This is a genomic window from Streptomyces sp. NBC_01241, assembly GCF_041435435.1.
Lineage (GTDB): Bacteria > Actinomycetota > Actinomycetes > Streptomycetales > Streptomycetaceae > Streptomyces.
The window spans coordinates 2,254,771-2,276,675 of sequence record NZ_CP108494.1 but is presented as its reverse complement, the minus strand read 5'-3'; the positions used below and the strand labels follow the sequence as shown (position 1 = coordinate 2,276,675).

At 68.4% G+C, this 21,905-nt stretch carries 21 protein-coding genes and 1 riboswitch; of the genes, 14 read left to right on the top strand and 7 right to left on the bottom strand.

What is annotated here, in order from left to right:
- Positions 1-31: 31 nt before the first annotated feature.
- The gene (nadA, locus tag OG306_RS09890) at positions 32-1,240 is read right to left on the bottom strand and encodes a quinolinate synthase NadA (RefSeq protein ID WP_266745725.1); all 1,209 of its coding nucleotides are present in this window, start codon (positions 1,238-1,240) and stop codon (positions 32-34) included.
- Positions 1,241-1,462: 222 nt separating this feature from the next.
- Here nadA and OG306_RS09885 point away from each other — a divergent pair, with 222 nt between their 5' ends.
- Entirely contained in the window at positions 1,463-1,819 is a 357-nt protein-coding gene (locus OG306_RS09885) for a HesB/IscA family protein (RefSeq protein WP_107018256.1), read from the top strand.
- Positions 1,820-1,898: 79 nt separating this feature from the next.
- Here OG306_RS09885 and OG306_RS09880 read toward each other — a convergent pair whose 3' ends face one another.
- A complete protein-coding gene (locus OG306_RS09880; protein WP_266745724.1) occupies positions 1,899-3,374 on the bottom strand; it encodes a hypothetical protein in 1,476 nt (491 codons plus the stop codon).
- A gap of 142 nt (positions 3,375-3,516) precedes the next feature.
- A complete protein-coding gene (locus tag OG306_RS09875; RefSeq protein WP_266745723.1) occupies positions 3,517-3,714 on the bottom strand; it encodes a hypothetical protein in 198 nt (65 codons plus the stop codon).
- Between the two features lie 159 nt (positions 3,715-3,873).
- Here OG306_RS09875 and OG306_RS09870 point away from each other — a divergent pair, with 159 nt between their 5' ends.
- Positions 3,874-4,848: a carbohydrate kinase family protein gene (locus OG306_RS09870; RefSeq protein WP_266745722.1), complete on the top strand. Its 975-nt coding sequence runs from the start codon at positions 3,874-3,876 to the stop codon at positions 4,846-4,848.
- A 12-nt stretch (positions 4,849-4,860) separates the two neighbouring features.
- On the opposite strand, the gene OG306_RS09865 is transcribed toward OG306_RS09870, so the two are convergent.
- A complete protein-coding gene (locus tag OG306_RS09865) occupies positions 4,861-6,243 on the bottom strand; it encodes a cysteine desulfurase/sulfurtransferase TusA family protein (protein ID WP_266745721.1) in 1,383 nt (460 codons plus the stop codon).
- Positions 6,244-6,513: 270 nt separating this feature from the next.
- Here OG306_RS09865 and ctaC point away from each other — a divergent pair, with 270 nt between their 5' ends.
- From ctaC to OG306_RS09845, 4 genes are all read left to right on the top strand, one after another.
- Positions 6,514-7,476: an aa3-type cytochrome oxidase subunit II gene (ctaC, locus tag OG306_RS09860; protein WP_266745720.1), complete on the top strand. Its 963-nt coding sequence runs from the start codon at positions 6,514-6,516 to the stop codon at positions 7,474-7,476.
- Entirely contained in the window at positions 7,473-9,209 is a 1,737-nt protein-coding gene (ctaD, locus tag OG306_RS09855) for an aa3-type cytochrome oxidase subunit I (protein ID WP_266745719.1), read from the top strand. The genes ctaC and ctaD overlap by 4 nt, the downstream gene beginning before the upstream one ends.
- Positions 9,206-9,604 (top strand): cytochrome c oxidase subunit 4, encoded by a 399-nt coding sequence (locus tag OG306_RS09850; RefSeq protein ID WP_266745718.1) that lies wholly within the window; start codon positions 9,206-9,208, stop codon positions 9,602-9,604. The genes ctaD and OG306_RS09850 overlap by 4 nt, the downstream gene beginning before the upstream one ends.
- 118 nt (positions 9,605-9,722) lie before the next feature.
- Complete coding sequence (locus OG306_RS09845) at positions 9,723-10,985, top strand: L,D-transpeptidase (protein ID WP_266745717.1); 1,263 nt, start codon at positions 9,723-9,725, stop codon at positions 10,983-10,985.
- A gap of 57 nt (positions 10,986-11,042) precedes the next feature.
- Here OG306_RS09845 and OG306_RS09840 read toward each other — a convergent pair whose 3' ends face one another.
- On the bottom strand, positions 11,043-11,444 hold the full coding sequence (locus tag OG306_RS09840) for a hypothetical protein (protein ID WP_266745716.1): 402 nt from the start codon (positions 11,442-11,444) through the stop codon (positions 11,043-11,045).
- 187 nt (positions 11,445-11,631) lie between these two features.
- On the opposite strand from OG306_RS09840, the gene ctaE reads away from it, so the two are divergent.
- The 6 genes from ctaE (at position 11,632) to OG306_RS09810 (ending at position 18,801) form a co-directional block, all read left to right on the top strand.
- A complete protein-coding gene (ctaE, locus tag OG306_RS09835; protein ID WP_266745715.1) occupies positions 11,632-12,252 on the top strand; it encodes an aa3-type cytochrome oxidase subunit III in 621 nt (206 codons plus the stop codon).
- Positions 12,253-12,314: 62 nt separating this feature from the next.
- Positions 12,315-13,124 carry a cytochrome bc1 complex diheme cytochrome c subunit gene (qcrC, locus tag OG306_RS09830; protein WP_266745714.1) on the top strand — a complete coding sequence of 270 codons (810 nt, stop codon included), beginning with the start codon at positions 12,315-12,317 and terminating at the stop codon, positions 13,122-13,124.
- Complete coding sequence (gene qcrA, locus OG306_RS09825; RefSeq protein WP_266745713.1) at positions 13,121-14,173, top strand: cytochrome bc1 complex Rieske iron-sulfur subunit; 1,053 nt, start codon at positions 13,121-13,123, stop codon at positions 14,171-14,173. The genes qcrC and qcrA overlap by 4 nt, the downstream gene beginning before the upstream one ends.
- A complete protein-coding gene (gene qcrB / locus OG306_RS09820) occupies positions 14,170-15,819 on the top strand; it encodes a cytochrome bc1 complex cytochrome b subunit (RefSeq protein WP_266745712.1) in 1,650 nt (549 codons plus the stop codon). Before qcrA ends, qcrB begins: the two co-directional genes overlap by 4 nt.
- 124 nt (positions 15,820-15,943) lie before the next feature.
- Positions 15,944-17,008 (top strand): anthranilate phosphoribosyltransferase, encoded by a 1,065-nt coding sequence (gene trpD / locus OG306_RS09815; RefSeq protein WP_266745711.1) that lies wholly within the window; start codon positions 15,944-15,946, stop codon positions 17,006-17,008.
- Between the two features lie 123 nt (positions 17,009-17,131).
- A riboswitch (SAM riboswitch) is annotated at positions 17,132-17,249 on the top strand.
- A gap of 175 nt (positions 17,250-17,424) precedes the next feature.
- Complete coding sequence (locus OG306_RS09810; protein ID WP_266745710.1) at positions 17,425-18,801, top strand: aminotransferase class V-fold PLP-dependent enzyme; 1,377 nt, start codon at positions 17,425-17,427, stop codon at positions 18,799-18,801.
- A gap of 73 nt (positions 18,802-18,874) precedes the next feature.
- On the opposite strand, the gene OG306_RS09805 is transcribed toward OG306_RS09810, so the two are convergent.
- On the bottom strand, positions 18,875-19,156 hold the full coding sequence (locus OG306_RS09805; protein ID WP_093543818.1) for an Lrp/AsnC family transcriptional regulator: 282 nt from the start codon (positions 19,154-19,156) through the stop codon (positions 18,875-18,877).
- A complete protein-coding gene (locus tag OG306_RS09800; protein WP_266745709.1) occupies positions 19,153-19,905 on the bottom strand; it encodes a rhomboid family intramembrane serine protease in 753 nt (250 codons plus the stop codon). The genes OG306_RS09805 and OG306_RS09800 overlap by 4 nt, the downstream gene beginning before the upstream one ends.
- A gap of 161 nt (positions 19,906-20,066) precedes the next feature.
- Here OG306_RS09800 and OG306_RS09795 point away from each other — a divergent pair, with 161 nt between their 5' ends.
- Positions 20,067-20,309, top strand: coding sequence for a hypothetical protein (locus OG306_RS09795; protein WP_266745708.1), 243 nt, complete (start codon positions 20,067-20,069; stop codon positions 20,307-20,309).
- Positions 20,310-20,346: 37 nt separating this feature from the next.
- Positions 20,347-21,708 carry an NYN domain-containing protein gene (locus OG306_RS09790; protein ID WP_266752143.1) on the top strand — a complete coding sequence of 454 codons (1,362 nt, stop codon included), beginning with the start codon at positions 20,347-20,349 and terminating at the stop codon, positions 21,706-21,708.
- The last annotated feature ends 197 nt before the right edge of the window (positions 21,709-21,905 follow it).

The window sequence follows — 21,905 nt, the reverse complement described above, 5'->3', positions numbered from 1 at the left end:
AGGCGCCCCACCACCGCCCCCGCCGAACCCCCTACGGCAGCGCCAGCATCCGCTCCAGCGCCAGCTTCGCGTACTTCTCCGTCTCCGGATCGACCTCGATCCGGTTGACCAGGTTCCCCTCGGCCAGCGACTCCAGGGCCCACACCAGGTGCGGCAGGTCGATCCGGTTCATCGTCGAGCAGAAGCACACCGTCTTGTCGAGGAAGACGATCTCCTTGTCCTCGGCCGCGAACCGGTTCGCCAGGCGGCGTACCAGGTTCAGCTCGGTGCCGATCGCCCACTTCGAGCCGGCCGGCGCCGCCTCCAGGGCCTTGATGATGTACTCCGTCGAGCCGACGTAGTCCGCCGCCGCCACGACCTCGTGCTTGCACTCCGGGTGCACCAGCACATTGACGCCCGGAATGCGCTCGCGCACCTCATTGACGGAGTCGACCGAGAAGCGCCCGTGCACCGAGCAGTGCCCGCGCCACAGGATCATCTTGGCGTTGCGCAGCTCCTCGGCGGTGAGGCCGCCGTTCGGCTTGTGCGGGTTGTAGAGGACGCAGTCCTCCAGGGTCATCCCCATGTCCCGGACCGCGGTGTTCCGGCCCAGGTGCTGGTCGGGCAGGAAGAGCACCTTGCCCGCAGAGGGCTCCCGCTGCTCGAACGCCCACTCCAGCGCCCGCTTCGCGTTGGACGAGGTGCAGATCGTGCCGCCGTGCCGGCCGGTGAAAGCCTTGATGTCGGCGGAGGAGTTCATGTACGAGACGGGGACGACCTGCTCGGCGACCCCGGCGTCGGTCAGCACGTCCCAGCACTCGGCGACCTGCTCGGCGGTGGCCATGTCGGCCATCGAGCAGCCCGCCGCCAGGTCCGGCAGCACGACCTTCTGGTCGTCGGTGGTCAGGATGTCCGCGGACTCGGCCATGAAGTGCACGCCGCAGAAGACGATGTACTCCGCCTCCGGGCGCGCCGCCGCTTCCCGGGCGAGCTTGAAGGAGTCGCCGGTGACGTCCGCGAACTGGATGACCTCGTCGCGCTGGTAGTGGTGGCCGAGGACGAATACCTTGTCCCCGAGCTTCTCCTTGGCCGCGCGGGCGCGCTCCACCAGGTCCGGGTCGGACGGGGAGGGCAGGTCGCCGGGACACTCGACGCCGCGCTCGCTCTTCGGGTCGGCCTCGCGGCCGAGCAGGAGGAGGGCGAGGGGCGTCGGCTGGACGTCGAGATCCTGGACGGGGTGGGCCGTGGTCACGTCACGCACCCTTTCTTTTCTGCGGAAAGCCTTTTCGTCGAATTGACGTTATCTATCATATCCGGTTCACGTCACTTTGACGATGTCCATAGTGTCGATGTGACGCATACCGCCGGGTGGCCGGTGTGCGAGCATGAATGGAACAGGCAAGCGCTCGGCCCGGAATGAATCCGCGGTCCCGTCGGTTGCAACGTCGGCAAGCAGTCTCCGTACAACCCGGGAGAGAAGCAGATGTCCGTATCGGACGAGACCACCACCGTGAGCGACGGCATCCTCCTGTCCGACGCCGCCGCAGCCAAGGTCAAGGGCCTGCTGGAGCAGGAAGGCCGTGATGACCTGGCGCTGCGCGTCGCCGTCCAGCCCGGCGGCTGTTCGGGCCTGCGCTACCAGCTCTTCTTCGATGAGCGTTCCCTCGACGGTGACGTCGTGAAGGACTTCGGCGGCGTCAAGGTCGTCACCGACCGGATGAGCGCTCCGTACCTGGGCGGCGCCTCCATCGACTTCGTCGACACCATCGAGAAGCAGGGCTTCACGATCGACAACCCGAATGCCACGGGCTCCTGCGCCTGCGGCGACTCCTTCAGCTAAAACCTGACGGAACCGGCAGAACGAACGGTGGCGGCCCGGAATCCGGGACCGCCACCGTCGTCGTATGCGCGGGCGCGCGTCAGGCGCGGGGCACGGTGCCGCCCGACGCCGCGTCGACCACCCTCCGGTCACCGAGCGGCGCGTCCAGCGTCACCGTCCGGGTCAGCTCCTTGGCGATCATGATGCAGACCTTCTTGCCGGCCTGCTTCGACTCCGTCACCGTCACCCGCACCGAATTCCCGTCCTCGGTCGTGCTCGCCGCGTACGTGCTGCACACCCCGCCCCAGAACGTCACCGACAGGATCCGTCCGTCGGTGCTGTACGACAGGACCTGCCGCGAGGACTTCTCCGCGTCCCCTGGGGGCGGGGTCGTCGACGGTGCGTCCTTCGTCAGGTACGCGGGGTCCACGGCGACCTGCGACACGGTGCTGCCCACGCCGGGCGCGGCCGGCCGCACCGAGAAGAGCCAGGACGGTACGAGCGTCCGCTTGCCCGCCACGTACTGACTCGTCAGTCCGAACACCGCCTTGTCGACCGTTACGGTGGTCGTCGTCGGCTCCGCGCCGGTCCGCGTCCCGCAGTGGACCCCAGGCGATTTCAAGCCATCCTGCAGCGGTACGGGATCGGCGCAGCCACCGATGTCCGCGCGCCCGTCCGTCCGGGACGCCGACCCGTTCAGCTGCTTCAGCGCCTCCCCCGCACTGATCACCGGATAGCTGTCCCCCTCCGCCGGTGCCTTCAACTGGCCGCTGCCGCCGACCACTTCACCGTCCGGACCGATCTGGATGCCGGTCGACCAGCCGTAGGTGGGAAGGCCGTCCACCTGCGGGTCGGCGTTCACCACCCGTACCGAACCCATGAGTTGGCGGGCGTCGAGCGCGGCGTCGTCCTGGCCCACCGCCTTCAGGACCGGCGTCGCGGCAGCCCTGGCGGCGCTCTCGCTCGCCGGGGAGCCGCTGCCGTCCGGGTCCGCCTTCCGGTCCGAACAGGCCGCGATGCCCTCGCAGTTGTCCGTACCGCCGGAGCCGTACCGGGCGAAACTCCAGGTGCCGGGAGCCTGCTTGTTCACCCGCAGGACCGGGCCCGAGCCGTCCCCGTCGGACCCCACCTTCCAGGACGTGCCCTCCGTCCGCGGCGTGCCCTCCAGGCCCAGCGCCTTCGCCAGCCGGGCCACCTGCGCCGCGGAAACGGTCCCCTCCGCGCGCTGCACTGCCGCCGTACGCGGCCCCTCGGGCAGCTCGCCGGACGCGCGGTAGACCGTCCGGCCGCCGTTCGGGTCGGGTTCGCCCGGCGCGATGCCCGGTGCGCCGTCCGACGAGGACCCGCCGGGCGTCGCCGGGCCGTCCACGCGCCCGTCCAGGGCCAGTGGGGGAGGGGCGGGCTTCCCGCTGCCCGCCGTACTGTCGCCGCTCCTGCCGTCGCCGTCCGCCGCGGTCGCGGCCCAGTACGCGCCGCCGCCCCCGGCCAGCAGGACGGCAGCCACCACCGAAGCCACGGCGAGCGGAGAACGCCGCCGGGGGCTCGTCACGTCGTTGTCGGGTCGCTCGGTGCTCACCGGATCCGCTCCTTTGCCTGCGTTGCCGTCACAGGCCTCACCCGGCCTGCCGTCCGTCCCACAGGTTCGGGGACAACCGTGGGACGGGGCACAGGAGCGCTCGGTTCCCTTCAGGGGGCGCCGGAGGCGATCGGTGCCGTTCTCAGTCGCCGTACTCGGACATGGCGTCGATCAGCCGGGCGGAGGCGGCCGGCACCGTCACACCGTGGATCAGGGACGGCGCGATGCGAGCGGGGGCGGATTTCGCGGGGACCACCCAGTGCGGAGCCATCCGCGCGCAGTCACCGCGCAGCTCGGCCAGGCTGATCTCGGACTCGCGCGTAGCGCTGTGGTTCGACATAACGGCACCGTAGGCACCACGCACCCCGGGAAGAAAGACCTACTATCGGGTAGTTTTCACCCCTTCGGGGTGAGTGCGGGGAGAGGTAGCGTGGACTGTCACGCCGCCCAGGGAACACAGTCACCCGTTCCCTTCGATCTCCGCAGGAGCAGTCTCCCCGTGCGAATCGCAGTCACCGGCTCCATCGCCACCGACCACCTCATGACCTTCCCCGGCCGTTTCGCCGACCAGCTGGTCGCGGATCAGCTGCACACGGTCTCGCTCTCCTTCCTGGTCGACAATCTCGACGTGCGCCGGGGCGGTGTTGCCGCCAATATCTGCTTCGGCATGGGCCTGCTGGGCACCAGCCCGATCCTGGTCGGTGCCGCGGGCGCCGATTTCGACGAGTATCGCGCCTGGCTCGACCGCCACGGCGTCGACACGGGATCGGTCCGGATCTCCGAGGTCCTGCACACCGCCCGCTTCGTCTGCACGACGGACGCCGACCACAACCAGATCGGCTCCTTCTACACGGGTGCGATGAGTGAGGCCCGCCTCATCGAGCTGAAGGCCGTCGCCGACCGGGTCGGCGGCCTCGACCTCGTCTCGATCGGCGCCGACGACCCCGAGGGGATGCTCCGCCACACCGAGGAGTGCCGCACCCGGGGCATCCCGTTCGCCGCGGACTTCTCGCAGCAGATCGCCCGGATGGACGGCGACGAGATCCGGATCCTCCTCGACGGCGCCATGTACCTCTTCTCCAACGAGTACGAGAAGGGGCTCATCGAGTCCAAGACCGGCTGGACCGACGAGGAGATCCTGGCCAAGGTCGGCCACCGGGTCACCACGCTCGGTGCCCGCGGTGTCCGGATCGAGCGGGTCGGCCAGGAACCGATCGAGGTCGGCTGCCCGGAGGAGGAGCTCAAGGCCGACCCGACCGGTGTCGGCGACGCCTTCCGCGCCGGATTCCTCTCCGGTCTCGCCTGGGGCGTCGGCCTGGAGCGCGCCGCCCAGGTCGGCTGCATGCTCGCCACGCTGGTCATCGAGACCGTCGGCACCCAGGAGTACACCCTGCGCCGCGCTCACTTCATGGACCGCTTCACCAAGGCGTACGGCCACGACGCCGCCGCCGAGGTCCGCGCGCACCTGGGCTGATCCCGCGGCACCTCAGGTCAGCCGGCGGACCACATAGGCCGAGCCGCGGTCCGCCGGCTCCTCGCCCACGTACTCCTGCTCACGCATCGCGCACCAGGCCGGAATGTCCAGCCGGGCCGCCTCGTCGTCGGAGAGCACGGTCACCGTCCCGCCCGGCGGCACCTCCCCGATCACCTTCGCGAGCTCGATCACCGGGATCGGGCACCGCTTCCCGAGGGCATCGACCACCAGGGACGCGGCCGCGACGGGCGAGGGCGGTGCCGGTACGGGCGCGCCCAGCCTCTCCCGTACCTCCGCCACCACCCGGGGCAGCACGTCCAGGAAGCGGTCGACGTCCTCGTCCGCCGTGCCGGCCGGCAGCGACACCCGTACGTTCCCCTCCGACAGCACCCCCATCGCCTTGAGCACATGGCTCGGAATCAGCGTGCTGCTGGTGCAGGAGGAACCGGACGAGACGGAGAATTCCGCCCGGTCCAGCTCATGGAGCAGTGTCTCCCCATCGACATAGAGACAGGAGAAGGTCACCAGATGCGGCAGCCGCCGCACCGGATCGCCGACCACCTCCACATCCGGCACCAGCTCGGGCACCCGGGCCCTGATGCGGTCCACCAGGGCCCGCAGCCGTACGGACTCGGCCGCCGCCTGTGCCCGCACCGCCCGCAGCGATGCCGCCGCGGCCACGATCGCCGGAAGGTTCTCGAACCCCGCGGCCCGCCCGGACTCCCGGTCGTCGGCCGGTCCTTGAACCGCGAACCGCACCCCCTTGCGTACCGCCAGCAGCCCGACCCCCGAGGGCCCGCCCCACTTGTGCGCGCTGGCCGCCAGCAGCGACCAGCCGTCCGGCACCGGCCCCCAGCCCAGCGACTGCGCGGCATCCACCAGCAGCGGCACCCCCGCCGCCCGGCAGACCTCCGCCACCTCGGCCACCGGCTGCTCGGTGCCGACCTCGTGATTGGCGGACTGCAGACAGGCCAGCGCGGTGTCCTCGCGCAGCGCGTCCGCGTACCCCGCCGCGCTCACCGCCCCCGACCGGTCCACCGCGACCTTTGAGACCGATCCGCCCTGCGCCTCATGGGCGGCCGCCGCATGGAGTACCGACGAGTGCTCGACCGCGGAGACGGCCAGGTGGCGGCCGACACGCCGACGCCCCGCGAGAGCTCCGGAAATTCCGGAGTGCACCGCCCATGTCCCCGAAGGAGTGAATGTGAGCTCGTCCGGACGGCACCCGACGGCCTCCGCGGCGGCCTCCCGGGCCGCGTCCAGCAAGAGGCGGGCCCGCCGCCCCTCGCGGTAGAGCCTGGCCGGGTCGGCCCACCCCTCGTCCAGCGCGGCAAGCAGCGCCTGACGGGCGACGGGGTGCAGGGGAGCGGAGGAAGCGGCGTCGAAGTAGGGCACACATCCACGCTAGCCCGCCCGGGGCCCGGGCCTGTGGACGGGCCGCCCGCACAGGCAGGAGAGGGGGCGTCAGATGGCGGCCGGAGGCCCGTATTCCACCCCTTCGGGGAGTCGGACGGCGCGTTGGGCACCCTCCCCGCGCGGCCCCAAATGGCGTCCAGTAGGGTTTGGTCCGCATAAACATCCAAACCCCTGCCCGCGTCAGGGCGGCGACCGACCAGAGACACGGCCGCGCCGACCGCGCGGGCGAGACTCTCGGGAAGGCGCTACGTGAGTCCCAACGGCTCCGACCGCTCGTCGCGGCGCCCGATGCGGCGGAAGCTGCCGCAGGTGCTGACTGCGGGCCTGATCCTGGCGACCGCAACCGGTTGCACATATAAGGACTTCCCCCGCCTTGGTATGCCTACGCCGGTAACGGAAGAGGCACCACGGATCCTTTCCCTCTGGCAGGGCTCGTGGGCGGCAGCGCTCGCCACGGGCGTGCTGGTCTGGGGCCTGATCCTGTGGAGCGTCATCTTCCACCGGCGCAGCCGCACCAAGGTCCAGGTTCCTCCGCAGACCAGGTACAACATGCCCATCGAGGCGCTGTACACCGTGGTCCCTCTGATCATCGTCTCGGTGTTGTTCTACTTCACCGCGCGCGATGAATCGAAGCTCCTCTCGCTCTCCCCGAAGCCCGCCCACACCATCAATGTGGTCGGCTACCAGTGGAGCTGGGGGTTCAACTACATCGAGAACGTGGACGGCAACGCCGCCACGGGCAGCAAGATCCCCAAGGAACTGGACGCCATCCCGGACAGGTTCCGGGATGACTTCCCCAAGGGTGCGGAGGGCGTCTACGACTTCGGCATTCCGGGAACCCGGAACCCGCAGAACGGCAACCCGGGTCCGACCCTGTGGCTGCCGAAGGGCGAGAAGGTCCGCTTCGTTCTGACTTCCCGTGACGTCATCCACTCCTTCTGGGTGGTGCCGTTCCTCATGAAGCAGGACGTCATTCCGGGCCACACCAACGCCTTCGAGGTGACTCCCAACCAGGAGGGCACCTTCATGGGCAAGTGCGCCGAGCTCTGCGGCGTCGACCACTCCCGGATGCTCTTCAACGTCAAGGTCGTCTCCCCGGAGCGCTACCAGGCGCACCTCAAGGAGCTGGCGAAGAAGGGCCAGACGGGCTACGTGCCGGCCGGCATCGCGCAGACTGACCCGGCCAGGAATGCGGAGACGAACAAACTGTGAGCATCCTCAACGAACCTCAGGGTGCCGCGGCAGCAGACGACTCGTACGAGGACGAGCTGCCGGTCCGGCGCAAGCAGCCGGGAAACGTCGTCATCAAGTGGCTGACCACCACTGACCACAAGACGATCGGCACGATGTACCTGGTCACATCGTTCGCGTTCTTCTGCATCGGCGGTCTGATGGCGCTCATCATGCGCGCCGAACTGGCCCGTCCCGGCACGCAGATCATGTCGAACGAGCAGTTCAACCAGGCGTTCACGATGCACGGCACGATCATGCTGCTGATGTTCGCGACGCCGCTGTTCGCCGGATTCGCGAACTGGATCATGCCGCTGCAGATCGGCGCGCCCGATGTGGCGTTCCCGCGGCTGAACATGTTCGCGTACTGGCTGTACCTCTTCGGTTCGCTCATCGCGGTGGCAGGCTTTCTCACCCCGCAGGGCGCGGCGGACTTCGGCTGGTTCGCCTACTCCCCGCTGACCGACGCGGTCCGTTCGCCGGGCATCGGCGCCGACATGTGGATCATGGGTCTGGCCTTCTCCGGCTTCGGCACGATCCTCGGTTCGGTCAACTTCATCACCACGATCATCTGCATGCGCGCCCCCGGCATGACGATGTTCCGCATGCCGATCTTCGTCTGGAACGTACTGCTGACCGCTGTACTGGTCCTGCTGGCCTTCCCGGTCCTCGCCGCCGCGCTCTTCGCGCTGGAGGTCGACCGCAAGTTCGGTGCGCATGTGTTCGACGCGGCCAATGGCGGCGCCTTGCTCTGGCAACACCTCTTCTGGTTCTTCGGCCATCCAGAGGTGTACATCATCGCCTTGCCATTCTTCGGAATCATTTCCGAAGTGATTCCGGTGTTCAGCCGCAAGCCGATGTTCGGCTACATCGGTCTGATCGCCGCGACGATCGCCATCGCAGGCCTCTCCGTGACCGTGTGGGCGCACCACATGTACGTCACCGGCGGTGTGCTGTTGCCGTTCTTCTCGTTCATGACCTTCCTCATCGCGGTACCGACCGGTGTGAAGTTCTTCAACTGGATCGGCACGATGTGGAAGGGGTCGTTGTCCTTCGAGACACCGATGCTCTGGGCCGTCGGCTTCCTGATCACCTTCACCTTCGGTGGTCTGACCGGTGTCATCCTGGCGTCGCCCCCGATGGACTTCCACGTCTCGGACTCGTACTTCGTCGTCGCGCACTTCCACTACGTCGTCTTCGGCACCGTGGTCTTCGCGATGTTCTCCGGGTTCCACTTCTGGTGGCCGAAGTTCACCGGCAAGATGCTGGACGAGCGGCTCGGCAAGATCACGTTCTGGACGCTGTTCGTGGGATTCCACGGCACGTTCCTGGTGCAGCACTGGCTGGGTGCCGAGGGCATGCCGCGTCGTTACGCGGACTACCTCGCCGCGGACGGCTTCACCGCGCTGAACACGATCTCGACGATCTCCTCGTTCCTGCTCGGCCTGTCGATGCTGCCGTTCTTCTACAACGTGTGGAAGACCGCCAAGTACGGCAAGAAGATCGAGGTCGACGACCCGTGGGGCTACGGCCGTTCGCTGGAGTGGGCGACGTCCTGCCCGCCGCCGCGGCACAACTTCCTCACCCTGCCGCGGATCCGTTCCGAATCCCCGGCGTTCGACCTGCATCACCCGGAGATCGCGGCGCTCGAGCTGCTGGAGCCCCACTCCGAGGCTGACAAGGCGCTCACTGGTGGCAAGGAGGCCGGCAAGTGAAGATCCAGGGCAAGCTGTTCCTCTGGCTGAGCGTTTTCTTCGTCGCCCTGGCCGTCACGTACGGCGTGTGGTCGAAGGAGCCGGTCGGTACCACCGCGCTCTTCCTGGCCTTCGGCCTGAGCGTCATGATCGGCTTCTACCTGGCCTTCACGGCGCAGCGGGTCGACGCCATGGCTCAGGACAACAAGGAAGCCGACGTCGCGGACGAGGCCGGCGAGGTGGGGTTCTTCTCCCCGCACAGCTGGCAGCCGCTCTCACTGGCCCTCGGCGGCGCCCTCGCCTTCCTGGGCATCGTCTTCGGCTGGTGGCTGTTCTACTACGCGATCCCGGCGATCCTGATCGGCCTGTTCGGCTGGGTCTTCGAGTACTACCGCGGTGAGAACCGCACCCAGTGACCTCGCGTCACCGCTCCACCTGACGGGGGGCCCGTACTTCTCCACCAAAAGAAGTACGGGTCCCCCGTTTGCAGTCACATCGCGCGCTTATAAGGATGAACTTCCTTAGCGTGTGTTCATGAGCCACACACCGCGCTTCAGCCCCGTAGTCAGCAGCACCCTGCTGGTCATGACCCTGGTCGCAGGTGTGACCGCCTGTGGGGGGTCCGACGGCCACCCGCTCGCGGCGAAACCGTACGACGCGACGGACGAGATCTCCGCCAACGTTCCCGCGGGGGACGAGAAGACCGACCCCGACAAGCCGCTCGAAGTCAACGTCGAGGACGACGACGGCCGGATCACGGACGTGACGGCCACGGACACGACCGGACGCCATCTGGCGGGCGAACTGGACGCCGACGGGAGACGCTGGCACTCCACCTCCCCGCTCGCCGCCGGCACCCGCTACACCGTCCAGGTCAGCATGGAGGACGGCGACGGCGACCCGGGCGGCCGTACGCTCTCGTTCGAGACCGCCTCCGTCCGGGCCAAGAAGCTCCTGAAGGTCGAGTTCGGCCCTCAGTCGGGCACCTACGGCGTAGGACAGCCCATCACGGCGCAACTCAGCGCTCCGGTCAAGGACAAGGCGTCCAGGGCCACCGTGGAGCGCGCCCTGACCGTCCGCTCCAAGCCCGCCGTGACCGGTTCCTGGTACTGGGTCGACGACAAGACGCTGCACTACCGCCCCAAGGACTACTGGCCCGCCGGAGCCACCATCCAGGTCACCAGCGGCCTGGAAGGCATCAAGGTCAGCGACAACCTGTACGGAGCACCCGCGAAGGCGCTGAAGCTCACCACGGGCGACCGCATCGAGGCCATCACCAACGCCGCCGCGCACACGATGACGGTCAAGCGCAACGGGAAAGTGATCAACACCATTCCGGTGACCACCGGCAAGCCCGGCTTCGCCACCAGAAACGGCGTCAAGGTCGTGCTGAGCAAGGAGTACGCCGTACGCATGCGCGGTGAGACGATCGGCATCTCGCAGGACTCGTCCGACGGGTACGACCTGATGGTCTACTACGCGACCCGGGTCACCTGGAGCGGCGAGTACGTGCACGCGGCCCCCTGGTCCACCGGATCGCAGGGGTACGCGAACGTCAGCCACGGCTGCACGGGCATGAGCACCAGCCTGGCCGAGTGGTTCTTCAACACCGTGCACACGGGCGACATCGTCCAGGTCGTCGGCAGCCAGGGCGAGACGATGACGCCGTTCGACAACGGCTTCGGCGACTGGAACCTGTCCTGGGCGAAATGGCAGAAGGGCAGCGCCCTGCAGAAGAGCGACGCGCCGGACCGCACGGAGACGATCCAGGCGGCGCGACTGCGCCCCGAGGTCTGACCGGCCCCGGGAGTGCGCTGCCCCTCGGCACAACCGCGGACAGGGCCGCGGCGCGCGTCAGGCGTCCACGCAGTCCCTGCTGCGCAGCAGGGCGGCCAGGGCGGCGGCGAACTCGACCGGTTCGACCGGAAGGGTCACCGCGGCGTCCGCGCCGCTCCAGGTGGCCAGCCAGGCGTCCTGGGGGCGTCCCATGAGCAGCAGTACCGGCGGGCACTGGAAGATCTCGTCCTTGATCTGCCGGCAGACGCCCATGCCGCCCGCCGGGGCGGTCTCGCCGTCCAGGACGCAGACATCGATGCCGCCGTTGTCCAGCGCCTCCAGGACGGCGGGCAGCGTGGCGCACTCCAGGAACTCCACCGGTGGCACATCGGCCGCGGGCCTGCGCCCGGCTGCCAGCCTCACCTGCTCACGGGTGTTGGCGTCGTCGCTGTAGACCAGGACCGTGGCGGTCGGCTGCATTGTTCCTCCGTGACATCTGTGTCTTCGGGGCTTGCCGGGCATGAACCGATGCGCGGATCGTACTCCGCCCGATGGGCTGTCAGCACCGCCCGGGACAGCGGATTCATGGGCCGTTCGGGGAAGGCACACCCTGTTGACACACCGAACAGCACCCCCCGGGGTGAGGGCGGGATAAGGGACCGACATAATGTCGAGCGTGGCGACAGCAACGACAGTAGAAACCGGGCACGCGCACCCGTCGGTCAATCGACCGAACCTCACCAGCGTCGGAACCATCATCTGGTTGAGTTCCGAGCTGATGTTCTTCGCGGCCCTCTTCGCGATGTACTTCACCCTGCGATCGGTGATGGGACCAGCGCACTGGAAGGAAATGGCTTCGGCCCTGAACTTCCCGTTCTCTGCGACGAACACCACGATCCTGGTGCTCTCCTCACTCACCTGCCAGCTCGGCGTCTTTGCCGCGGAGCGGGGCGATGTGAAGAAGCTCCGTACTTGGTTCGTGATCACTTTCGTGATGGGTGCGATCTTCATCGGAGGCCAGATCTTCGAGTACACCGAGCTGGTGAAGGTGGACGGCCTCTCGTTGTCCTCCGACCCGTACGGCTCGGTGTTCTACCTGACGACCGGCTTCCACGGGCTGCACGTGACAGGCGGTCTCATCGCCTTCCTGCTCGTTCTGGGCAGGACATACGCAGCCAAGAGGTTCACCCACGAACAGGCCACCGCAGCCATCGTCGTGTCCTATTACTGGCACTTCGTCGATGTCGTGTGGATCGGCCTCTTCGCCACGATCTACATGATCAAGTAACCGGGCTCGAACCCGAACCACATCCAGCATCGACGCAGAAGATCCTGACACCGGGGTAATCCGTGAAAAAGCTCTCCGCACGACGACGCCATCCGTTGGCGGCGGTCGTCGTACTACTCCTCGCGCTGGCGGCTACCGGGGGGCTGTACGCCGCGTTTGCGCCCGCGAGTAAGGCGCAGGCCGACGAAACCGCCCAGTCCCTCGCCATCGACGAGGGCAAGAAGCTGTACTCCGTCGGTTGCGCCAGCTGCCACGGAATCGGCGGTCAGGGCACCACCGACGGGCCGAGCCTGGTGGGCGTGGGCTCTGCCGCCGTGGACTTCCAGGTCGGCACGGGCCGCATGCCGGCGCAGCAGCCGGGTGCCCAGGTACCGAAGAAGAAGGTCATCTACAGCCAGGCCGAGATCGACCAGCTCGCGGCGTACGTCGCGTCGCTCGGCGCCGGTCCGATCGTTCCGACCAAGAGCCAGGTCAACCCTGCCGGCGCGGACATCGCCAAGGGTGGCGAACTGTTCCGTACCAACTGCGCGCAGTGCCACAACTTCACCGGTCAGGGCGGTGCGCTGACGAACGGCAAGTACGCGCCCAGCCTCGAAGGCGTGGACCCGAAGCACATGTACGAGGCCATGCAGACCGGCCCGCAGGCCATGCCGTCCTTCCCGGACACGACGATGCCCGAGCAGCAGAAGCGCGACATCATCGCCTACGTCCAGACCGTGAACAGCGGCCAGACCGAGAACCCGGGCGGTCTCTCGCTGGGCGGCCTGGGGCCGGTCAGCGAAGGCTTGTTCGCCTGGATCTTCGGGCTCGGCGCCCTGATCGCACTTGCCATTTGGGTCGCGGCCCACACCGCTAAGGCCAAGAAGTCATGAGTAGCCAAGAGATTCCAGACGAGAACCTGCCCGCTGAGCAGGACCACGCGCACGGCGCGGTAGCGGTCGCGGACGACCCGTTCGCCGACCCGGGGCTGCCGGCCCACAAGCCGCGCATCCAGGACATCGACGAACGTGCCGCGAAGCGCTCCGAGCGCACCGTCGCGCTCATGTTCACGCTGTCCATGCTGGCGACGGTCGGCTTCATCGCCTCCTACGTCATCTTCCCGGTCGACAAGATCGTGTACATCTGGCCCTTCGGCCATGTGAGCGCGCTCAACTTCTCCCTGGGTCTGACCCTGGGCGTGGCCCTCTTCGCGATCGGCGCAGGTGCCGTCCACTGGGCGCGCACCCTGATGTCCGACGTGGAGGTCGCCGACGACCGGCACGCCATCCAGGCCGAGCCCGAGGTCAAGGCGAAGGTTCTCGCCGACTTCGCGGCAGGTGCCCAGGAGTCCGCGCTCGGTCGGCGCAAGCTGATCCGCAACACCATGTTCGGCGCGCTGGCCCTGGTGCCGCTCTCCGGTGTGGTGCTGCTGCGCGACCTCGGTCCGCTGCCGGAGAAGAAGCTCCGCAACACCCTGTGGGCCAAGGGCAAGCAGCTCATCAACATGAACACGATGCTGCCGCTGCGTCCCGAGGACGTCGCCGTCGGTTCGCTGACCTTCGCCATGCCCGAGGGGCTGACGGAGGAAGCGGAGGACTTCCAGAACCAGATCGCCAAGGCCGCGCTGATGATCATCCGCATCGAGCCGAAGAACATCAAGGACAAGCGCGAGCGCGAGTGGGCCCACGAGGGCATCGTGGCCTTCTCCAAGATCTGCACCCACGTCGGCTGCCCGATCAGCCTGTACGAGCAGCAGACGCACCACGTGCTCTGCCCGTGCCACCAGTCCACCTTCGACCTCTCCGACGGCGCCCGCGTCATCTTCGGTCCGGCCGGTCATGCCCTTCCGCAGCTGCGGATCGGCGTGAACAGCGAGGGCAACCTCGAGGCGCTCGGTGACTTCGAAGAGCCCGTCGGTCCTGCATTCTGGGAGCGCGGATGAGTACTGCGACCACGAACACACCCGGTGCCGCCGCACCGGGCAATCGCAAGGCGCCCGCCGGCGAGCGGGTGGCCGACTGGGCGGACGGCCGGCTCGGGATCTACTCCCTGGCCAAGGCCAACATGCGCAAGATCTTCCCGGACCACTGGTCCTTCATGCTCGGTGAGATCGCCCTCTACAGCTTCATCATCATCATCCTCACGGGTGTGTATCTGACGCTGTTCTTCCACCCGAGCATGAACGAGGTCGTGTACCACGGCTCGTACGAGCCGATGCAGGGCATCAAGATGTCCGAGGCCTACGCCTCGACACTGGACATCAGCTTCGACGTCCGCGGTGGCCTGCTGGTTCGCCAGATCCACCACTGGGCCGCGCTGATCTTCCTGGCCGGCATGTTCGTGCACATGATGCGCGTCTTCTTCACGGGTGCGTTCCGCAAGCCGCGTGAGATCAACTGGCTGTTCGGCTTCCTGCTGTTCGTGCTGGGTATGTTCACCGGCTTCACCGGCTACTCGCTCCCGGACGACCTGCTGTCCGGTACGGGTGTCCGCTTCACCCAGGGCGCGATCCTGTCGATGCCGGTCGTCGGCACGTACATCTCGATGTTCCTGTTCGGCGGCGAGTTCCCCGGCCACGACTTCGTCGCCCGGTTCTACTCGATCCACATCCTGCTGCTGCCGGGCATCATGCTCGGCCTGCTGGTGGCGCACCTGATCCTGGTCTTCTACCACAAGCACACGCAGTTCGCGGGTCCCGGCCGCACCAACAAGAACGTCGTCGGCATGCCGCTGCTGCCGGTGTACATGGCGAAGGCCGGTGGCTTCTTCTTCCTGGTCTTCGGCATCATCGCCATCATCGCGGCCATCGCCTCGATCAACCCGATCTGGGCCATCGGCCCGTACCGCCCGGACCAGGTGTCCACCGGCGCCCAGCCCGACTGGTACATGGGCTTCGCCGAGGGTCTGATCCGAGTGATGCCCGGCTGGGAGATCAACCTCTGGGGTCACACGCTCGTCCTGGGTGTGTTCATCCCGCTGATGGTCTTCGGGCTGGTGCTCGCGGTCATCGCGGTCTACCCGTTCATCGAGTCCTGGATCAGCGGGGACAAGCGCGAGCACCACATCCTGGACCGCCCGCGCAACGCCCCGACCCGGACGGCCTTCGGCGTCGCCTGGATCACCGAGTACGTCATCGTCTTCATCGGCGGTGGCAACGACCTGTGGGCCACGCACTTCCACCTGTCGCTGAACGCCATCTCCTGGTTCATCCGGATCTTCATCTTCGTGGGACCGGTCCTCGCGTTCATCGCCACTCGGCGGATCTGCCTCGGCCTCCAGCGCCGTGACAAGGAGAAGGTGCTGCACGGGCGTGAGTCCGGCATGATCAAGCGCCTGCCGCACGGTGAGTTCGTCGAGATCCACGAGCCGCTCGGCCCCGAGCAGCTGCACACGCTCACCGCGCACGAGCAGTACAAGCCGGTCGAGATCGGCCCGACGGTCGACGAGAACGGTGTCGAGCGCAAGGTGTCCGCCCTGCAGAAGCTGCGTGCCAAGCTCAGCAAGGGGTACTACGGCGAGGACAACCAGATCGCCAAGCCCACCGTCGAGGAGTACAAGGAGATCACCAGCGGCCACGGTCACCACTGATCGCCTGAACTGATCGCCACAGCAGGAGCCCCGTCCATCCGATGGACGGGGCTCTTCGCTGTCCCCGGCCCTCGATAGGGTGGGGGCTATCCCCTTTATCGGCTGTGGACCCCAGGAGCGGACCATGAACGTTGTGACCCCGGTCGGCGGCGACAGCGTGGCGGACCGTTCCTGGCCCGGCCTGCTGAACCCGCTGCTGCGTGGCGAGAACCTGACCGCGGACGACACCGCGTGGGCGATGGACCGCATCATGAGCGGTGAGGCGAGCGATGTGCAGATCGCCGGTTTCGCGGTGGCCCTGCGGGCCAAGGGCGAGACGGTCGGCGAGGTGTCCGGCCTGGTGCGCGCGATGTACGAGCACGCCCACACCATCCACGTACCCGGTCGTACCGTCGACATCGTCGGCACCGGCGGCGACCTCGCCAAGACGGTCAACATCTCCACGATGTCGGCGATCGTCATCGCGGGCACCGGCGCCAAGGTCGTCAAGCACGGCAACCGCGCCTCCTCGTCGGCGAGCGGTTCCTCCGACGTGCTGGAGAGACTCGGCGTCAACCTGGAGCTCAGTGCGCAGCGGGTCGTCGAAGTCGCCGAGGAAGCGGGCATCACCCTCTGCTTCGCGGTGAAGTTCCACCCCGCTCTGCGCTACGTGGCCAGGGCCCGCAAGGAACTCGGTGCCCCGACGACGTTCAACATCCTGGGGCCGCTCACCAACCCGGCGAAGGTGCGCTCGCAGGCCATCGGCGTCGCCGATCTGCGGATGGCGCCCATCGTCGCCGGTGTCCTCGCCGAGCGCGGCAATTCGGCGCTGGTCTTCCGCGGTGACGACGGCCTGGACGAGCTGACGACGACCGCGACGTCACGCGTCTGGGTGGTCCGGGACGGATCGGTGCGCGAGGAGGCGTTCGACCCGCGCGACGTCGGTCTGGAACTGGTGCCGCCACAGGCGCTGCGCGGTGGCGACCCCTCGTACAACGCGGACGTGGCCCGCCGGGTGCTGGCGGGCGAGCACGGGCCGGCGCGGGAGGCCGTGCTGCTCAACTCCGCGGCGGCACTGGTGGCCCTGGACCCGACGGACGGCAGGCTCAACGAGCAGATCGCCGCCGGGATCGAGAAGGCCGCCGAGTCCATCGACTCGGGAGCGGCCCGGCAGGCACTGGAGCGCTGGGTGGCGGTCAGCAACGCCTGAGAGGCTGTCGGACGACCTCCGGTCGCCCGACAGCCTCTGAACGGACGGAAGGTGACGCGGGGTGCGGTCCGGATCCTGGACCGCGCCTTGCGCGCCGACGGACGTATGGCAAGATGCTGCGCAGGTCATGAGTGACAGCGACTACGGCCCCGGCCCGCTGTCCGGCAACCCTCCGTCCGTGGCGGGGTGCCCCGGGTGAAGACCAGGCCGTAGGCAGCGAGGTCTGCGGCAAGCGCGGGCCCCTCGGCATCTGTGAATGCCAGCCCCCGGGGTCCTGGTCCCTAGGGAGTCTCTTGTGAGCAAGCGAATGCGATAGGGCTTCTCGGCCCTCCTCCGCACCCCCTTTTTCTCTTTCCGCTGCGCTGCCGCGTATCCGCCGGCGTACGCGATTCGCCTGCCTGTTACGGGAGTTCGCCATGTCTGTCTTCGCCGCTGCCGCCGACCAGTCGCTTTGTACCCCTCTGCCGGTTCTGGGTAAGGATGTATCGGTTCCGCTCGTCACGGGTGGCGAGGTCACGTACGCCGCTCTCGACTACGCCGCCAGCGCCCCGGCGTTGCAGCGGGTCTGGGACGACGTCGCCGCGTACGCCCCGTACTACGGCAGCGTCCACCGCGGTGCCGGGTACCTTTCGCAGCTCTCCACGGACCTCTTCGAGAACAGCCGCGCGACGGTCGCGGAGTTCCTCGGATGCCGCGCCGAGGACCAGGTGATCTTCACCCGGTCGACCACCGACTCCCTGAACCTGCTGGCCGCCGTCGTCCCCGCCGACTGCCAGGTCTTCGTGTACGAGACTGAGCACCACGCCTCGCTGCTGCCCTGGCGCGACGCCCAGGTGACCTACCTGAACGCCCCGCGCACCCCGGCCCAGGCCGTCGAGACGCTGGAGCGGGCGCTCGCCGACCGCGACCCCTACGGCCCCGCGCTGGTCTGTGTCACCGGGGCCTCCAACGTCACCGGTGAGCTGTGGCCGGTCAAGGAGCTGGCGGCTGCCGCGCACGCGCACGGTGCCCGGATCGTGCTGGATGCCGCGCAGCTCGCCCCGCACCACCCCGTCGACATCACGGACCTGGACGTCGACTGGATCGCCTTCTCCGGGCACAAGCTGTACGCGCCGTTCGGCTCCGGCGTGCTCGCGGGCCGGGCCGACTGGCTGCGGGACGCCGAGCCGTACCTGGCCGGCGGCGGCGCCTCGCGCAGGGTCGCCCGGCGCGGCGACGGCGGTGTGGACGTCGAGTGGCACACCACCGCGGCCCGGCACGAGGCCGGTTCCCCCAACGTCATCGGCGTGTACTCCATCGCCTCCGCCTGCAAGGCGCTCACCGAGGCCGGCTTCGACAACCTGGTCGCCCGGGAGCAGCACCTCGTCACCGCGGTCCGGACCGGTCTCGCCGAGGTCCCCGAGGTCAAGGTGCTCTCGCTGTTCGGCGACGACGCCCCGCGGGTCGGCGTCATCTCCTTCGTGGTGGAGGGCTGGAACAGCTCGCACTTCGCCGCCGCGCTCTCCGCCGAGTACGGCATCGGGGTCCGCGACGGACTGTTCTGCGCACACCCGCTGGTCCGCACCCTGCTGGGCAGCGACCCGCAGGAGGCCGGCGAGTGCGGCGCGCCGGAGGCCGGGCCGGGCGAGCGGTCACTGAACGCGATCCGCGTGAGCTTCGGGGCCGGTACGCCGGACGAGCACATCGAGCGCTTCGTCCGCGCGGTCAAGGAGCTGGTGAGCGAGGGCGCCCAGTGGAAGTACCGCACCGAGGACGGCCGATGCGTCCCGGACCGGGGCGCAGCGAAGCTCTGACGGGCACCTAGGAGGGGGACGGGCGTCCGAGCCCGTCCCCCTCCGAAGTGTTACGCCGTAACGCGGGGCGCACCTACGCGTCGAGGCCGATGGCGAAGGCGGCCTCCAGGTCATGCTGCGAGTACGTACGGAACGCCACATGCGTATCGGTGGCCTCGACGCCGGGGATCTTGCTGATCCGGCCCGGGATGACGTCCGCCAGGTCGTCGTGCTTGGCCACCCGGACCATGGCGATCAGGTCGTAGGTACCAGTGACCGAGAAGACCTCGCTGACGCTGTCCAGCGCGGCGATGGCTTCGGCGATCTCGGGAATCCGGTCCACGCTGGTTTTGATGAGCACGATCGCGGTGATCACGGCTGACTTTCTCCCTCGGTGGCCCTGGCTGGTGACTTCACTCTATCCGTACGCCGGTAACGCCCCCAGGCGTAGAGAAAGCCGAGGGCGAAGCCGACCACATGGGCCAGATACGCCACCCCCGGCCCTCCGCTGCCCGCGCGCTGGACCGCCAGCCACTGCAGGGCGAACCAGAAGATCAGCACGATCCAGGCGGGGAAGCGCAGCGGCAGGAAGAAGAGGAACGGGAACAGGCTCGTGACCCGGGCCCTGGGGAACAGGTAGAGGAACGCCCCGAGCACCGCCGAGATCGCCCCCGACGCGCCGACGAGCGTCTCGTCGGACGTGGCGTGCGCGGCGGCGTAGGCGACCAGGGCGAGGTAGCCGCAGGCGACGTAGAAGAAGGTGAACTCGGTACGGCCCATGCGTTCCTCGGTCATCACCCCGAACACGTACAGGAAGAGCATGTTGCCGAGCAGATGCAGCCAGCTGCCGTGCACGAAGAGGGCGGTGAGCGGGGTGAGCAGGGCGCGTCCGGAGCCGTCCCACAGCTCGCTCGGGATCACGCCCCATTGTTCGAAGTACCCCGCCTGGGCGGCGAGCAGGGCGTCGGCGTTGCCGTAGGACGGATTGAAGCCGGAGAGCGGACTGATCAGGAAGACCAGGCAGCACAGGGCGATCAGGGCGTGGGTCACGGACGGTCCGCCCGAGGTGACAGTCCGCAGGAGTCCACTGGTCAGTCTGCCGGCCGCGGCACGCCGATCGATCATGAACAGAGCATGACGCAAGCGGAGGGAACGGGACAGACCGCCTCGCCGTGTCCGGGGGACGCACCGAGGCCGTAGGGTTACGGCAGGACATCCGCAGTTCGACGGCGCACCGCGAGATCCTTGAAGCAGACGGCACGAGGCTCGACGAAAGAGGACGCACGATGACGACGGTTCCCCAGCCGACCGACGGGACCCGCTGGCGTTGCACGCTCTGCGGAAATCTCACGCGCTTCGACGTGACGCGCTCGTCCAAGGTCGTCGAGTACGTCCATCTCGACCTGGCCGGGGAGTCCACCGTCGAGGAGCGCGAGGTGGTCAGTGAGACCATCGAGTCGGTTCGCTGCCGTTGGTGCAACGCGGTGGATCAGATCGAACTGGTGGCCAGGCCGGGTGCCGACTCCTGACGGAGGCGTGCGTACAGACAATTTGGGGTGACGGATGGTGGAGCAGCCCGCTAGCGGCGCAGAACCGGCCGAGGCGGCCGGCGAAGCCGTCGAGGCGCTCGACCGCCCGCTGCCCGAAGCTGTACGGCGACGGGTTGTCGCGCTGGTATCGGACGCGTTCGGTGGCCTGACGATCACCGAACTCCCGGCCCAGCTGAGACAGTACGCCCGCTTCACCCCGACCCGGCGCGCCAAGTTCGCCGGGAACGCGATGGCGGCCGCCCTGGAGGGCGACGCGCTGTTCCGTCAGCGGATCGGTGAACGGCTCAAGGAGGGGCAGCCGGAGCTGACCGCCGCGCTGGAGGCGGGTTCGCCGCCTGCCGCCGCCGACCCCGTCGATGTGGCCGCCGCGGCCTACGTGCTGCGCCCGGCCGGCTGGGTGAAGCTGGTCGCCGCCGCGGGCGAGGAGGCCCATCGGGCCGACGCGGAGCGTGCCGACGAGGAGAGCCGCCGCGAACTGGAACGGCTGCGCGAGGAACTCGCGCACGCCCGCGCCCAGACGAAGAGCGAGACCGAACGGCTCCGCGGCGAGCTGGACGCGGTCCGCAAGGAGGCCGATTCCCTCCAGCGCAAACTGCGCAGCGCCGTCAACGAGGTCAAGCGCGGCGAGGCCGCGCTGCGCCGCAGCCGGGCCGAGTCCGATGCCGCGCGGGCCGAGGCGGCGGCCCAGGTCTCTGCGGCCGAGAGCGAGACCCGTCGGCTCAAGGCGCGGCTCGGTGAGGCCGAGGCGGCCGTCGAGGCGGGGCGCAGGGCCGCCAGGGAAGGCCGTTCGGTCGAGGACATGCGGTTGCGGCTGCTGCTGGACACGGTGCTCGACGCGGCCCGTGGGCTCCGTCGCGAACTGGCCCTGCCCCCCTCATCGATCCGCCCCGCGGACAGTGTCGACGCGGTCGAGCCCGGCCGGATGTCGCCCAAGGACATTGCGGTCAGGGCGCTTTCGGAGACCGATCCGGCCCTGCTCGACCAGTTGCTCGCGCTGCCGCAGGCGCATCTGATCGTGGACGGCTACAACGTCACCAAGACCGGCTATCCGCAGCTGCCGCTGGAGAAGCAGCGGTTGCGGCTGCTGGGCGGTCTCGCGGTGCTCGCGGCACAGACCGGCGCGGAGATGACCTGCGTCTTCGACGGGGCCGAACTGGCCGCCCCGGTACTGCTCGCACCGCCGCGCGGGGTCCGGGTGCTGTTCAGCAAGCCCGGTGTGACCGCGGACGAACTCATTCGCCAGCTGGCGCGCGCCGAACCGCCGGGTCGGCCGGTCGTGGTGGTCTCCACCGACCGTGAAGTCGCCGATGGAGTGGCGAAGGCGGGCGCCAGGCCCGTTGCGTCCGTCTTGCTCCTGAAGCGCCTTTCGCGCGTCTAGTGACGCTTGTCGGAACTCGGCGGAACTCGGCGGAAATCAGGGAACGGACCGTCAAGCCGCTGCTACGCCCTGTGTGCTGTGGGCAAAGAAGTACCTCCTGTGACGAGATTTTTCTGATGAGGATTTGAACTGATCACAAGTTGGTCACTAGGGTCGGGCCTCGAACCTTCGCACGGTTGATCACCCATCCGGGGTGA